Below are 13,062 nucleotides of genomic sequence, written 5' to 3' on the forward strand. Positions count from 1 at the left end.
CTCAGACCGCCCAGCAGGCGCAGCCCAGGGCGCCCCAGAAGCCCTTGAGATCAGCCACGGGCAGCTTGCTGCTCCAGGCCGTGGCGTGGGCATGGCCGTGCATGTTGCAGCTGCTGGCGCACCCGCAGTTTGCTGCCGCGTTGCGAATCACGGACTGCAGCGGCGCACCTTCCTGCACACCCCAGGCGCCATAGCCCTTGAAGGTGCGCACGGGCGACCAGTCGGGCATGGCCAGGGGCGGGGCCGATTCATCGAAGTCGGCGAAGGTACCAGCGCCGTAGACCACCTTGCCGCCCACCACGGTGAGCAGGGCCGAGGTGTCGGCGATGTCGGACTCTGGGCAGGCGAAGAAGTCACGGTCGGGCACGATGAGGTCGGCCAGCTGGCCCACCTGGATACGGCCCTTCTTGCCCTGTTCGTTGCTGAACCAGGTGACGTTTTCGGTCCACATGCTCAGGGCCTGGTCGCGGGTCAGGCAATTGCGCTCAGGCGTAAGCTGCAGGCCGCCCACGGTCTTGCCTGTGACGAGCCAGGACAGCGAGACCCAGGGGTTGTAGCTGGCGACACGGGTGGCATCGGTGCCGGCGGACACGTTGACGCCCTTTTCCAGCATGCGCTTGACCGGAGGCGTGGCCTCGGCCGCGGCAGCGCCGTAGCGCTCGACGAAATACTCGCCCTGGTAGGCCATGCGGTGCTGCACGGCCACACCGCCGCCCAGGGCCGCGATGCGGTCGATGGACTTTTCGGAGATGGTTTCGGCGTGGTCGAAGAACCAGTTCAGGCCGGCCAGGGGGATGTCTTCATTGACCTTCTCGAACACATTGAGGGCGCGGTCGATGGTCTCGTCGTAGGTGGCGTGCATGCGCCAGGGCCAGCGGTTCTGGGCCAGGATGCGCACCACTTCTTCGAGCTCGCCTTCCATGCCGGGAGCCAGCTCCGGCTGGGGCTGGCGGAAGTCCTCGAAGTCGGCGGCCGAGAAAACCAGCATCTCGCCCGCGCCGTTGTGGCGGAAGTAGTCCGTGCCCTGCTTGTACTGCGAGCTGGAGGTCCAGCGCAGAAAGTCGTCCTTCTCTTCCTTGGGCTTTTGTGTGAACAGGTTGTAGGCCAGGCGGATGGTGAGCTGGTCGGCATCGGCCAGCTCCTGGATCACGTCGTAATCGTCGGGGTAGTTCTGCATGCCACCACCTGCGTCGATGGCGCCGGTCACGCCCAGGCGGTTGAGTTCACGCATGAAGTGGCGCGTGGAATTGACCTGGTAGTCGCGCGGCAGCTTGGGGCCCTTGGCCAGCGTGGCGTAGAGGATGGACGCATTGGGCTTGGCCAGCAGCAGGCCCGTGGGGTTGCCGGCGCTGTCGCGCAGGATCTGGCCACCGGGCGGCTCGGGCGTGTCCTTGGTGTAGCCCACGGCGCGCAGGGCGGCGGCGTTGAGCAGGGCTCGGTCGTACAGATGCAGGATGAAGACCGGGGTGTCGGGTGCCACGGCATTCAGCTCGGCCAGCGTGGGCAGGCGCTTTTCCACGAACTGGTGCTCGGTGAAACCGCCCACCACGCGCACCCACTGGGGCGCAGGGGTCACGTCCACCTGGGCCTTGAGCATGGCCATGGCGTCGGTCAGGCTCTTTACGCCGTCCCAGCGCAGCTCCATGTTGAAGTTCAGGCCGCCGCGGATCAGGTGCAGGTGGTTGTCGATGAGCCCGGGCAGCGCACTGCGCCCGCCCAGATCGATGCGCTTGGTCTGCGGGCCGGCCAGGGGCAGGACCTCGCGGTCGCTGCCGACGGCGCTGAAGCGGCCCTGGCTCACGGCCACGGCCGTGGCCGTGGGGTTGCTGCGGTCCAAGGTGGTGAAGCGGCCGTTGAACAGGATCAGGTCGGGGGTGGTGGGCTGGGTCATGGTGTGCCTAGGGGGTGTCAGCAACGCAAAGAAGGGAGGAAAAGGCCGACGAGAGCGCAAAAAAAGAAGACTGGGGCCGAGGACCTCAGCCGTACTTGCGTACGGCGAGGACCACAGGCGCAGGAGACGGCCGCGCAGCAGGCCCCTGCCGCTTTTTTCAGCCTTCGTGGGCGCCGAACATGGTCTTGGCGTAGGTGATGCCGATGCCGTAGCCGCCGCCCAGCTTCTTGGCGATGCCCGTGGTCATGTCATAGGTCTCGGTGCGGGCCCAGTCGCGCTGCATTTCCAGCAGGTACTGCAGCGACGTGATGGGCTGGGCGCCGGCCTGCACCATGCGGTCCATGGCGCGGTTGTGCGCTTCGGTGGAGATGTCGCCACAGGCATCGGCGATCACAAAGACCTCGAAACCCTGGTCCAGGGCCGACAGGGCCGGGCCGACGATGCACACGCTGGTCCACAGGCCGGCCAGCACGATGCGGGGCTTGCCGATCTCGTTGACCTTGTTGATCACGGCCTGGTCTTCCCAGGTGTTCATGGAAGTGCGATCCAGCAGGGCCTGGCCAGGGAAAGGCGCGGTCACTTCCTCGAACATGGGGCCGGAGAAGCTTTTTTCGGCCACGGTGGTCAGGATGGTGGAAGCACCGAAGCCTGCTGCGGCCGAAGCGACCAGGGCGGCGTTGGAGCGCAGCTGCACGGGATCGATGGAGTGCGTGGCAAAGGCCATCTGCGACTGGAAGTCGATCATGATCAGCGTGTGGTCATGGGGGTTGAGCAGCTTGGCACCGGGCTTGGCGACGGCGACGGGACGGGCGATGGAAGCGTTGGCATTGGTCATGGTGAAACTTCTGGGTAAAAGGTGAGCGAGAGGCTGCAGGGAAAACAAGAAAGCAGGATGAAAACCGGGGTGTGAAAACTGTTGCTTACAAGGTGGGCAGTTCGCGGGGTCGCAGATCAAAGACCAGCACCTCGGCGCCTTCACCGTGGTCGAAGCGCAGAGCCCCGGCGTTGCGGATGCGGGCGCCGTCGCCTTCGGACAGGCGCTCACCGTTCACGCTGATGCTGCCGCGTGCCACATGCACATAGACATGGCGGTCGGGACCCACATCGAGTTCGGCGGATTCAGCGCCATCGAACAGGCCGGCATAGACCCGGGCGTCCTGGCGCACGGCCAGGGTGCCGTCTGCGCCTTCGGGGGCGATGATCAGGCGCAGGCGGCCGCGCTTGTCGGCATCATCCACATGGACCTGCTGATAGCGTGGGGCGGCGCCGCGTTCGGCGGGCACGATCCAGATCTGCAGAAAGTGCACCGGGTCCTGGGCCGAGTGGTTGAATTCGCTGTGCTCCACGCCGGTGCCGGCGCTCATCATCTGCACATCGCCGGGACGGATCACCGAGCCCGTGCCCATGGAGTCCTTGTGCTCCAGGGCGCCGTCGAGCACATAGGAGAAGATTTCCATGTCGCGGTGGCCGTGGGTGCCGAAGCCCTGACCGGGGGACACATGGTCGTCATTGATGACCAGCAGATCCGAAAAGCCTTGCTGATTGGCGTCGCGGTAGTGGCCGAAGGAGAAGGTGTGACGCGATTGCAGCCAGCCATGGTTGGCGCGACCGCGGTGGTTGGATGGGCGAACTTCAAGCATTTCTATCTCCTAAACAATCGATGGCATTCACACTTCCTGCTGCTGGCCTGCCTGCCTTGTTTTGCTGCAATCCGTGTGGCGATGAATGAAGTATCCGCGGCCTGATATGCGGTTATGCTGAAAGAAAATCTTCTCAATCATCGATAATTTCGATGATTGTTTTTCAGGCACATCCAATATGCTCAAACTCTCTCTGGAAGCCATCGAACTGGTGGACACCATTGCGCGCCACGGCTCGTTCGCCGGTGCGGCAGAGCGCCTGCACAAAGTACCGTCGACCATCTCCTATGCCGTGTCCAAGCTCGAGGAACAACTGGGCCTGAACCTGTTTGTGCGCAACGGCCCGCGCGTCAGTCTCACGCCAGCAGGCGAGGAACTGCTCAAGGAAGGGCGCTGGCTGCTGGCAGCCGCGCGTCAGCTCGAATCTCGGCTGCGCCAGATCGCCACGGGATTCGAGACCGAGGTGCGCTTGGTGCATGACTCGTTGATCCCCACCAGCGCCTTCGGCGCCGACATTCAGGCCTTCGAGGCGCTGAACAGCGGCACGCGTCTGCGCATCGGCAGCGAGACGCTGACCGGTACCTGGGAAGCCTTGCGCGAAGGCCGGGCCGACCTGATCGTGGCGGCAGGCGAAGGCCCTGCCGGCGGCGGCCACAAGGCCGTGGCCGTGGGCCAGCTCGATTTCGTGTTCTGCGTGACGGCCAGCCATCCGCTGGCGCGCTTGGGCCGCCCACTGGCGCGCAGCGACCTGCTGGAACACACCGCCGTGGTGGTGGGGGACGGCGCGCGCTCGCTGACCGACCGCACCGTGGGCCTGCTCACCGGCCAGCGGCGCATCACCGTGCCGAGCATGCAGGCCAAGATCGAATGCCAGGCAGCCGGGCTGGGCCACGGCTTTGTGCCGCGCGCCTGCGTGCGTGTGGAACTGGAGACCGGCGTGCTGGTGGAACTGGCGGTGGAAGAGCCGCGTCCGCCCGAAACCTTCTGGCTGGCCTGGCGCAGCGATGCCCGCGGCCGGGCCCAGCAATGGTGGCGCGAGCGCCTCAGCCGTCCACTGCTGCCGGGCATACTGCCCTATTGAAAACGGCCCTGCAACTCAAGGAGGCAGGGCCGTGGTGATGCGAGCCGACGAGGTCTGCGGCAACGGCTCACGCCATGCCCAGGACCTCGCGAAGCTCAGGGAAGGAACGATCAGTCCAGCTTCACGCCAGCCGTCTTGATGACCTCACCCCAACGCTTGGCTTCGGTGCGTGCCAGCTGGTGGAACTGCTCGGGCGTGCCGGGCAGGGCTTCCATGCCGAAGTCGGCCATGCGCTTGACCACGTCGGGATCCTTGAACGCTTTTTGCAGGTCTGCATTGAGGCGCTGCACGATGGCTGGCGGCAATCCCTTGGGACCCAGAATGCCCTGGAAGGCGTAGACCTCGGAATCCTTGAGACCCAGCTCGGCCAGCGTAGGCACGTTGGGAAGATTGGGCACGCGCTTGGCCGTGCCTATGGCCAGGGCTCGCACCTTGCCGGACTGAATCACGGGCAGGCCCGATGCCAGATCCAGGAACATGCAAGGCACCTGACCGCCCATCACATCGGCCAGCGCGGGCGCAGCGCCCTTGTAGGGAATATGGGTCAGGCTGGTGCCGGTGCGGTTCTTGAACAGCTCCATGGCCAGATGGTGGGGCGAGCCATTGCCGGGTGAGGCGTAGTTGAGCTTGCCGGGGTTGGCCTTGGCATAGGCCAGGAATTCCTTGAAGTCCTTGGCTTCGAATGCGGGGTTGACCACCAGCGCCATGGGGAAGCGGCTGATGCCGCCCACATAGGTGAAATCCTTGTCGGGGCTGAAGGGAAGCTTGCTGAACAGGTGTTCGTTGAAGGCCAGGATGGCGTTGTCGGCCGACATGATGGTGTAGCCATCGGGCTTGGCCGAGGCAACGAGCTGGCCTCCGATATTGGTCGAGGCACCGGGACGGTTGTCCACCACGATGGTCTGGTTCAGCGTCTTGCGCATGGACTCCGCCACGGTACGGGCCAGCACATCGGTGCCGCCTCCGGGTGGGTAGGGAACGACCCAGCGCACGGGGTTGGCGGGCCAATCCTGCGCCATGGCAAAGGGGGATGCGGCAGCAGCCGAGCTGGCTGCCATGGCAGCCAGGAATTGACGACGATCCATCGTTTGTCTCCTTGAGGGTGATGTAGGGGGTTGTGGAATGATTTTTGGACCCCGCCAAGCTGCCTGCTTTTTTAGAATTGATAGCAGCTTGCGCTTGTCTCTATTCGGTTTGAAGTGCTTTTGACTTCGATTCCTGTTTGGCTGGCGACTTGAATCTCACACGCTCGACCTGATAGCCTTTTTGCCGCAGCAACTCGGGCAAGCCCATGGGCCCGACCATATGCAGCGCGCCCACGGCAGCAAACACCGTCTTGCCCTGCTTGAGCTGGTTCGCAATGCCTTGCGCCATGCCGGGATTGCGTCCCTCCATCAGGCGCGCGTATTTGAGCCGGTCACGCTCGGTCTTGATGCAGTCACACCAATCGGCATAGTTCTCCAGCGTTTCCTCATTGCCGCTGGCCCAGATGTTCGCCAGCTGTTGCAGGGTTTGCGGGGACTTGGGATCTTCGAGCTGCTCAAGCCCGTCACGCACACTTTCCCGGACCTCTGCGGGGTCGTCGGAAAGCAGCTCCCGGAGCTGGGTCTGGACCGACTCCAGCCCCAGCACGGGCTTGTGCAGCGCCTGGGCCATGCCCGCCAGCAAAAGGTCGGCGCCAAACTCGGCCATCAGCCCCTGCTTGCGCCCCAGTTGACTGACCAGCCCCAGCAACTGGGCATCCGGGCGCTCCGCGCTCAGGTGTTCGGCACAGGCTCGCTTTCGCTGCAGCGCCAGCCGGGCCTCCAGATCTGCGGGCAGTGCGGGGGCGTCGGCACGGGCCTTGAAACCCTCGCTCAACTGCTGCATGACCTGCGGATTCAGCAAATCCAGCTCCAGCGCCAGCAGGTCTGCCCCATACATGGAGCGCACAATGGTGCGGCCGGGCAGCATCCATTCCCGCTTGCCCACATGCAAGGTGCCGTACAGCCAGCTGGTGCGCTCGCCATCCTGCACGCGCCAGAGCAGACCCCTGTCCTGCATATGGGCAGCCATGGCCTGCACTTCGGCCTGTGTAGGCGGGCTGAAGGGCGGCGGGCAGCCTGCTTCGGGCTCGGCCGCCATGCACAGGCCCGCACACAGTGCGAGCAACGCGGCCGGCACGGCCTTCAGCGATGGCCTGCGGCGAGGCAGATTCAGACTTGGCATGGGCATGGCTGCTGCGTCGCGGCTTCAGTCCTCGGAGGCATTCAAGGACTGGCCCTGCGGCTCGTCATCCCTGCTGCTGCCGGGCGGCGCAATGTTCTGATCGATGGCGCCGAAGATGCTCTGCCCATCCTTGCCCTTCATCTCGATGCGGATGGTGTCGCCGAACTGCATGAACTCGGTCTTGGGCGCGCCGTCCTGAATGGTTTCTATGCAGCGCTTTTCGGCGATGCAGCTATAGCCCTTGGGCCATTCCGTGCGCTTGTTCTTGCCGCTGCCGGTCTCCACGCCCTTGTTGCTCACCGTGCCGCTGCCCACGATGGAGCCGGCACGTACATTGCGGGTCTTGGCGATATGGGCGATCAGCTGGCCGAAGTGAAAAGTCATCTCCTCGCCCGCATCGCACATGCCGACCTTGCGGCCGTTCCAGGTGCTCTGCAGCGTCAGATGCAGACGGCCGCTCTTCCAGGCATCGCCCAGTTCGTCCAGTGTCACGGCCACGGGGCTGAAAGCCGTGGCGGGCTTGCTCTGGAAGAAACCGAAGCCCTTGGCCAGTTCGCCGGGAATCAGATTGCGCAGACTCACGTCGTTGGCCAGCATGACCAGACGGATGCCGTCCAGCGCATCTCTCGCGTCCGTGCCCATGGGCACATCGCCGGTGACGACGGCAATCTCGGCCTCGAAGTCAATGCCCATGGCCGTGCTGGGCACGATCACATCGTCGCAGGGGCCGATGAAGTCATCGCTGCCGCCCTGGTACATCAGCGGATCGGTGTAGAAGTTGGCGGGCACCTCGGCATTGCGCGCCTTGCGCACCAGCTCCACATGGTTGATGTAGGCCGAGCCATCGGCCCACTGATAAGCTCGCGGCAGCGGGGCCATGCAGCGCCGGGGATCGAAGGGGAAGGCATGGCGGGCCTTGCCATGATTGAGCTCGTGGGACAGATCCTGCAGCTGGGGCGCCATATAGCTCCAGTCGTCCAGCACCTGCTGCATACGGTTGGCAATGCCGGTGGCATAGCAGGCCTGGCTCAGGTCACGCGAGACCACGACCAGTTGCCCATCACGCGAGCCATCCTTGTACGTTGCCAGTTTCATTCTCTGTCCCTCTGCTCGCGGCAGCGGTGCTGGCACAATGCCTGACAACGCTAGCCAAAATTACGATTGGTTAAATTGATTTAACTAAACAAAACACGATTCTATTGCAATGGAAAAGGAACGCGCAGGGATTCAGTCGGTCGAAGTGGGTTTCTCCCTCATTGAGGCGCTGGCACAGGCCAGCGGACCGCTGATGCTCAAGGATGTCGCCGCTGCCGCCGGCATGAGTGCCGCCAAGGCTCACCGCTATCTGGTGAGCTTTCAGCGCATCGGTCTGGTGGCGCAGGACGAGCGCAATTCGCGCTACGACCTGGGCCCTGCGGCGCTGAAGATCGGCCTGGCATCGCTGGCCCGCCTCGACCCCGTGCGTCTGGCGCGTGAGCGCATTCCGGCGCTGCTCGAGACCCTGAACCACACGCTGGCCATCGCCGTCTGGGGCAACCATGGCCCGACCATCGTGCATTGGGAGGAGTCGGCGCAATCCGTCACCGCCAATCTGCGCCTGGGCGACGTCATGCCCATGCTGGCCTCGGCCACGGGCCGCTGCTTTGGTGCCTGGCTGCCGCGCGAAATGACGGCGCCGCTGCTGGAGCCCGAAATCGAGCGCGCCCGCAAGGCCAAACGCCAGGATCTGCCCCAGACCGAGGAGGCCGTGGCGGACATGCTGGCCGAAGTGCGCGAGCGCGGCACGGCCCGCGTGGTCGATACCGTGCTGCCGGGCATTGTGGCCTTTTGCGTGCCGGTCTTCGACGCATCCGGCCATATCGTGCTGGGCCTGATGACCCTGGGCTCGCTGGCGACTTTCGACCCCGACTATGGTGGAGCCATAGACGCGCCGCTGCAGGCGGCTGCCCGCCAGCTCTCCAGCGACCTGGGCTGGCGCGCCGATTCCAGCCACTGAAACCCGCAATCTCCGATCCACGTTCATGGGCCGCACTCCTCAGGCAAGCCAGGCACGCAAAGCGCTGCTGCCCATCACCGGTGTGGTGCTGGCAGCCCACGGGCTGCTGCTCTGGGGACTGCCGGAGCCTAGCCCTGCGAACAGGCCTGCCGACGCCCAGATCGTGATGGAGACGCGCATGCTGCAGGCGCCCCCTCCTCCCCCGCCACCGCCTGCGGCACCCAAACCGGCTGCGCCGCCGGCGTCCAAGCCCCGGGTTGCGCCCCGGGCGCCAGCGCCGGCCCCCGTGCCCACGCCCATACCGGGCGAGCAGGATTCCGCACCAAATCCGCATCCAGCTCAGGAGGCACAAGCGCAAGCAGTTCCTGAAACAGAAGCAGTTGCCAATACGGAGCAGCCCGCTGCTGCAGAACCGGCACCAGAGCCTGCAACCGAGCAAGCCGAGGCGCATGGCGCAGACACGGCCCGCCCCATTACGGTCACGCCCGCAGGCAGCGCGCCGCTGCCGCCTGGCGCCGTGCTGCCCGTCACCCTGCCCAACTCCGCCACGCTGGAGTTCAATGCCTCGGGTCAGGTCAAGGGTTTTCAATACTCGGCCGGCGCCCAGCTGCAGTGGCAGCATGACGGTCAGTACTACCAGGCCAGGCAGTCGATCAGCATGTTCCTGTTGGGCGAACGCGCCCAGACCAGCGAAGGGCTGATCACGCCCAAGGGCCTGCAACCACTCAATTTCAGCGACAAGGGGCGCAGAACCCAGTCTGCAGCCTTTGACGTGGCCAGCGGCAAGGCGCACTACAGCGGCGGGCAGACCGATGCAGCCATTGGCGACGGCGTGCAGGACCGCCTCAGCGTCTTTCTGCAGCTTTCGGCCCTGATGGCTGCCGGCCCCGAAAAATACCCGCCAGGCACACTGATAGAGCTGACCACCAGCAGCGCACGCTCGGCAGTGCGCTGGCAGTTCCGCGTAGGTGCCAGCGAGGCGCTGGAGCTGCCGTTTGGCAGCGTCATGGCGCTGCGCCTGGACAAACTGCCCGGCAAAAGCAGCAGCGACCAGCGCGGCTCGGTCTGGCTGGCTCCTACCATGCAATACCTGCCCGTGCGCATCAAGCTCAGCCAGGGCCAGGATGACTTTGTCGATCTGCAGCTCAAGAAATATCAGCCCGCCCCGCAATAGCCCGGAGTGTCGCCTCCTGGCGTAAACCCCAGGGCTACCGCATCAAAAGCGCTCACTTACCTTCCAGCCAAGGCCTGCAACCTGCACCGGCTCGGGCTGAACGCTGTCGCAGCGCTCAAGGACTTGCCTACTACAGCTTGGGAAAACCAGTTGCCCACAGCCATGTCAAATCCATGGAATACTGTGCTCAAGTGCCAAGAGCAGGCATTTCCACCTTGAAATGCGGCACCCTGCCGCCATATCCATGGCAGGCATGCTCATAACGGAAGTGAAAGGAGGAACACCATGCAAATGCTTTACGACTCTGAATCCTTTGCGGTGCTCCATCTGCGTCCCGATATGGAGGCAGACGTTCCGGCAGGCACAGCCAAGGCCGAGATCCAGCAGGCCCATCAACTGCCGCGCCACGGCTTCGAGATCGTGGACAAGCGCTCGGGCAAGGAGGTGTATCTGGACGGCTCCTGGGCCGAAATGTTCCAGAAACAGATCCTCGCCTGGCAGCAGGATGCCCCCACCGAAGAGGAGGTGGAGGAAATTCTCGACACCTATACGGGCCTGGCCCAGCAGCCGGTCATCATTCACTGAAGACCTTACAAAAAGCCACTCGGAAGAGTGGCTTTTTTAATGCCTGAAAACACGCCTTAGTGCTTATCAGGAAAGCACGAGTCGCTATGACTTTCTGCACAGCAGCATCAACATGCTGGCAGGCAGCATGCAGCCGAAAAAACCCAGCAGCCACCCTGCCGCGCCCAGCGCCAGCCAGTGACCCCAGTCAATGCCTTGCTCTGCGCAGTGAATCTCGCATTGGGGATTGTGGTCCCAGGCCATCCACATCAGAAGTCCGGCCAGCAGCAGGCCCGCACAGACACTGATGATCAGACAGAGCCACCAGCGCTTTTGCATGCTGCGGGTTATGACTGCGTCCTCGGCGGCGCACTGCTCAGCCAGCGGTAAAGCGGCGCCACCAGCAACAGCACGGCAATCAGCCGGCAGACCTGGAAGGCCGTGACCACGGGCACGCCCAGCTGCAGCACCTTGGCGGTGATGGCCATCTCGGTAATGCCGCCCGGCGATGTGCCCAGCAGCAAGGTCACCCAGGGCAGGCCTGTGGCACCGTGCAGCAGCCAGGCGAAGCCCGCGCAAACTGCCATCAGACCCACGGTACCGAGCGCCACCATGCCCAGCCAGCGCGGCGCCGTGTGCAGGAACTCACGGCGAAAGCGCACCCCCAGGCTGACGCCGATCACCAGCTGGGCGGCATTCATCAGCCATTGGGGCACGGCGGACAGCTCCAGGCCTGCCATGGTCAAGCCCATGGATACGGCCAGCGCGCCGAGAAACCAGGGGTTGGCACGCCTGAGCTTGAGCATCAGCAGCGCCCCCGCGCCAGTGGCCAGAACCAGCCAGGCAAAGCCCGGCCATTGCACATTGCGCACGCTGGGCAGCGTCAGGCTAGGGTCACCCTGCAGACCCGCCCATTGCAGGGCAAAGGGAATGCTCACCGTGACTATCACCAGCCGCAGGCTGTGCGCCGCTGCCACCAGATCGGTGCGTGCATGCTCGCGCTCGGCCAGCAACGTCATCTCCGAGGCCGCGCCTATCGCGCCAGAGAAGTAGGTCGTGGCACGCAAGCGCTTTTCGTCCATGCCCCGTTGCCCCAGCATGGAAGCTGCCTGCACCCGATACAGCCAGCGCCCGAAGCCCCAGCCCAGCAGCAAGGCCCAGGCAATGGCCAACGCAATCGCCCACCACAGGCCGGCCACCAGCTCGGTCACGGCAGGCGTGAAATACAGGCCCAGTGCGCCGCCTATCGTCCACTGCCCAAGATCGCGCAGCCTGGCCCAGCTTTGGGTGGGCGCTCCACCCATCGATAGCAGGGAGATGGAAATCAGCGGCCCCAGCATCCACGGCAGCGGCGTATGCAGCATCAGACAGAGCTGGGCGGCCAGCCAGGCCAGCAGCAGGGTGACGGCCACACGGGCCAGAAACGCGGGGGGAAGCAATACGGACATGTGCACGGGAATCCGGCAAGGCACGACAATGGACGCGCGACAGGGGCAATGCCCCGCAGTATCGCGGCAAAACTCGGTGGGCAAAGCCGGTACGAAATCTACAGCTACGAAGCCATGCCCCGTCTTAGACGAATGCAATCAGCTCATATGTGGACTTTCATTTCTGCGGCGCAGCCGCGCCAGCGTCTCAATCCTTTGGCCCTGACGGCTCTTGCCGGCGCCCTGCTGCTGGGCGGCTGCGCCCATCAAAGCGCTCAGCGAACCAGCGATGCCGAGTGGCAGCAGACACTGGGCCAGTGGGCGGGAACACCGCTCATCCTGCTCGGCGAGCAGCATGACCAGATCGCCCATCACCAGTGGGAAGCCGCTACCGTGCGCCACCTGGCAGCGCAAGACAGGCTCGCGGCCCTGGTGGTCGAGATGGCGCCCGCAGGCGGCAGCACCCGGAGCCTGCCGGCATCGGCCAGCGACGAGGAGGTGAAGGCCGCGCTGCAATGGGCCCAGGGCGGCGGCCCGGGCGGCTGGCCATGGCAGGACTATGGTCCGGTGGTGATGGCTGCCGTGAAGGCAGGCGTGCCCGTGCTTGGCGGCAATCTGCCGCGCACCCGCATGAAGCAGGCCATGGGCGAGTCCCGCTACGACGCACACCTGCCGGCCGCAGGCTGGCAGTTGCAACTCGACGCCATCAAGGATGGCCACTGCGGCCTGCTGCCCGAATCGCAGTTAGCGCCCATGGCCCGCATTCAGCTGGCCCGCGACGAAGCCATGGCCAGGGTGACGGAAACAGCGGTGCGCGAGCTGGGCCAGCCCGGCAAAAGCGTGCTGCTGGTAGCGGGCCGTGGTCATGTGCGCAGCGATATCGGCGTGCCGACCTGGCTGCCTGCCGACTTCAAGCAAAAAGTGGCCATAGCCCAATCAGACAAAGCACAGACTGCTACCGCAATGAAAGCAGACAAGCAGCTGACACTTGAAGGCAATGCCTCCGAGGATCAATGCCAGCAACTGCGCGATCAATGGAAAAACAGGCCCGCGCCCAAGCCTTGACGGCTGCTGCCGGGCT

At 64.6% G+C, this 13,062-nt stretch carries 13 protein-coding genes; 5 read left to right on the forward strand and 8 right to left on the reverse strand.

Annotated elements, in window-relative coordinates; genetic code table 11:
* Position 1: 1 nt before the first annotated feature.
* The 3 genes from FSY59_RS14370 to FSY59_RS14380 all read right to left on the reverse strand — a co-directional run bounded on the left by FSY59_RS14370 (position 2) and on the right by FSY59_RS14380 (position 3,531).
* The gene (locus tag FSY59_RS14370; RefSeq protein ID WP_148729187.1) at positions 2–1,891 is read right to left on the reverse strand and encodes an amidohydrolase; all 1,890 of its coding nucleotides are present in this window, start codon (positions 1,889–1,891) and stop codon (positions 2–4) included.
* Positions 1,892–2,048: 157 nt separating this feature from the next.
* Entirely contained in the window at positions 2,049–2,726 is a 678-nt protein-coding gene (locus FSY59_RS14375) for an isochorismatase family protein (RefSeq protein WP_003050713.1), read from the reverse strand.
* A gap of 85 nt (positions 2,727–2,811) precedes the next feature.
* On the reverse strand, positions 2,812–3,531 hold the full coding sequence (locus FSY59_RS14380) for a pirin family protein (protein ID WP_148729188.1): 720 nt from the start codon (positions 3,529–3,531) through the stop codon (positions 2,812–2,814).
* 178 nt (positions 3,532–3,709) lie between these two features.
* On the opposite strand from FSY59_RS14380, the gene FSY59_RS14385 reads away from it, so the two are divergent.
* Positions 3,710–4,612, forward strand: coding sequence for a LysR family transcriptional regulator (locus FSY59_RS14385; protein WP_003050708.1), 903 nt, complete (start codon positions 3,710–3,712; stop codon positions 4,610–4,612).
* A gap of 110 nt (positions 4,613–4,722) precedes the next feature.
* On the opposite strand, the gene FSY59_RS14390 is transcribed toward FSY59_RS14385, so the two are convergent.
* The 3 genes from FSY59_RS14390 to FSY59_RS14400 form a co-directional block, all read right to left on the reverse strand.
* Positions 4,723–5,697, reverse strand: coding sequence for a tripartite tricarboxylate transporter substrate binding protein (locus tag FSY59_RS14390; protein ID WP_003050706.1), 975 nt, complete (start codon positions 5,695–5,697; stop codon positions 4,723–4,725).
* 100 nt (positions 5,698–5,797) lie between these two features.
* On the reverse strand, positions 5,798–6,820 hold the full coding sequence (locus FSY59_RS14395) for a TraB/GumN family protein (protein WP_255439451.1): 1,023 nt from the start codon (positions 6,818–6,820) through the stop codon (positions 5,798–5,800).
* A gap of 24 nt (positions 6,821–6,844) precedes the next feature.
* Positions 6,845–7,915, reverse strand: a complete 1,071-nt coding sequence (locus FSY59_RS14400; RefSeq protein ID WP_003050700.1) for a fumarylacetoacetate hydrolase family protein — start codon at positions 7,913–7,915, stop codon at positions 6,845–6,847.
* 109 nt (positions 7,916–8,024) lie between these two features.
* Here FSY59_RS14400 and FSY59_RS14405 point away from each other — a divergent pair, with 109 nt between their 5' ends.
* From FSY59_RS14405 to FSY59_RS14415, 3 genes are all read left to right on the forward strand, one after another.
* Positions 8,025–8,816 (forward strand): IclR family transcriptional regulator, encoded by a 792-nt coding sequence (locus FSY59_RS14405; RefSeq protein ID WP_003050698.1) that lies wholly within the window; start codon positions 8,025–8,027, stop codon positions 8,814–8,816.
* A 25-nt stretch (positions 8,817–8,841) separates the two neighbouring features.
* Positions 8,842–9,990 (forward strand): DUF3108 domain-containing protein, encoded by a 1,149-nt coding sequence (locus FSY59_RS14410; RefSeq protein WP_148729190.1) that lies wholly within the window; start codon positions 8,842–8,844, stop codon positions 9,988–9,990.
* Positions 9,991–10,275: 285 nt separating this feature from the next.
* Positions 10,276–10,575 (forward strand): DUF3567 domain-containing protein, encoded by a 300-nt coding sequence (locus FSY59_RS14415; protein ID WP_003050692.1) that lies wholly within the window; start codon positions 10,276–10,278, stop codon positions 10,573–10,575.
* 84 nt (positions 10,576–10,659) lie between these two features.
* Here the strand turns inward: FSY59_RS14415 and FSY59_RS14420 are convergent, their stop codons facing one another.
* Both FSY59_RS14420 and FSY59_RS14425 read right to left on the reverse strand, forming a co-directional pair.
* Positions 10,660–10,893, reverse strand: coding sequence for a hypothetical protein (locus FSY59_RS14420; RefSeq protein WP_148729191.1), 234 nt, complete (start codon positions 10,891–10,893; stop codon positions 10,660–10,662).
* 8 nt (positions 10,894–10,901) lie between these two features.
* Complete coding sequence (locus FSY59_RS14425; protein ID WP_003050686.1) at positions 10,902–12,002, reverse strand: AbrB family transcriptional regulator; 1,101 nt, start codon at positions 12,000–12,002, stop codon at positions 10,902–10,904.
* Between the two features lie 147 nt (positions 12,003–12,149).
* On the opposite strand from FSY59_RS14425, the gene FSY59_RS14430 reads away from it, so the two are divergent.
* Complete coding sequence (locus FSY59_RS14430) at positions 12,150–13,046, forward strand: ChaN family lipoprotein (RefSeq protein ID WP_050874045.1); 897 nt, start codon at positions 12,150–12,152, stop codon at positions 13,044–13,046.
* Positions 13,047–13,062: the final 16 nt, after the last annotated feature.

It is taken from the genome of Comamonas sp. Z3 (assembly GCF_008121565.1).
GTDB lineage: Bacteria > Pseudomonadota > Gammaproteobacteria > Burkholderiales > Burkholderiaceae_C > Comamonas > Comamonas brasiliensis.

What these genes read in the sequence shown, in the direction of transcription:
- FSY59_RS14375 (WP_003050713.1), bottom strand. Translation starts at nt 2,726, where the DNA reads ATGACCAATGCCAACGCTTCCATCGCCCGTCCCGTCGCCGTCGCCAAG.
- FSY59_RS14405 (WP_003050698.1), top strand. Translation starts at nt 8,025, where the DNA reads ATGGAAAAGGAACGCGCAGGGATTCAGTCGGTCGAAGTGGGTTTCTCC.
- FSY59_RS14415 (WP_003050692.1), top strand. Translation starts at nt 10,276, where the DNA reads ATGCAAATGCTTTACGACTCTGAATCCTTTGCGGTGCTCCATCTGCGT.
- FSY59_RS14410 (WP_148729190.1), top strand. Translation starts at nt 8,842, where the DNA reads ATGGGCCGCACTCCTCAGGCAAGCCAGGCACGCAAAGCGCTGCTGCCC.
- FSY59_RS14385 (WP_003050708.1), top strand. Translation starts at nt 3,710, where the DNA reads ATGCTCAAACTCTCTCTGGAAGCCATCGAACTGGTGGACACCATTGCG.
- FSY59_RS14380 (WP_148729188.1), bottom strand. Translation starts at nt 3,531, where the DNA reads ATGCTTGAAGTTCGCCCATCCAACCACCGCGGTCGCGCCAACCATGGC.
- FSY59_RS14430 (WP_050874045.1), top strand. Translation starts at nt 12,150, where the DNA reads ATGTGGACTTTCATTTCTGCGGCGCAGCCGCGCCAGCGTCTCAATCCT.
- FSY59_RS14370 (WP_148729187.1), bottom strand. Translation starts at nt 1,891, where the DNA reads ATGACCCAGCCCACCACCCCCGACCTGATCCTGTTCAACGGCCGCTTC.
- FSY59_RS14400 (WP_003050700.1), bottom strand. Translation starts at nt 7,915, where the DNA reads ATGAAACTGGCAACGTACAAGGATGGCTCGCGTGATGGGCAACTGGTC.
- FSY59_RS14395 (WP_255439451.1), bottom strand. Translation starts at nt 6,820, where the DNA reads ATGCCAAGTCTGAATCTGCCTCGCCGCAGGCCATCGCTGAAGGCCGTG.
- FSY59_RS14390 (WP_003050706.1), bottom strand. Translation starts at nt 5,697, where the DNA reads ATGGATCGTCGTCAATTCCTGGCTGCCATGGCAGCCAGCTCGGCTGCT.
- FSY59_RS14420 (WP_148729191.1), bottom strand. Translation starts at nt 10,893, where the DNA reads ATGCAAAAGCGCTGGTGGCTCTGTCTGATCATCAGTGTCTGTGCGGGC.
- FSY59_RS14425 (WP_003050686.1), bottom strand. Translation starts at nt 12,002, where the DNA reads ATGTCCGTATTGCTTCCCCCCGCGTTTCTGGCCCGTGTGGCCGTCACC.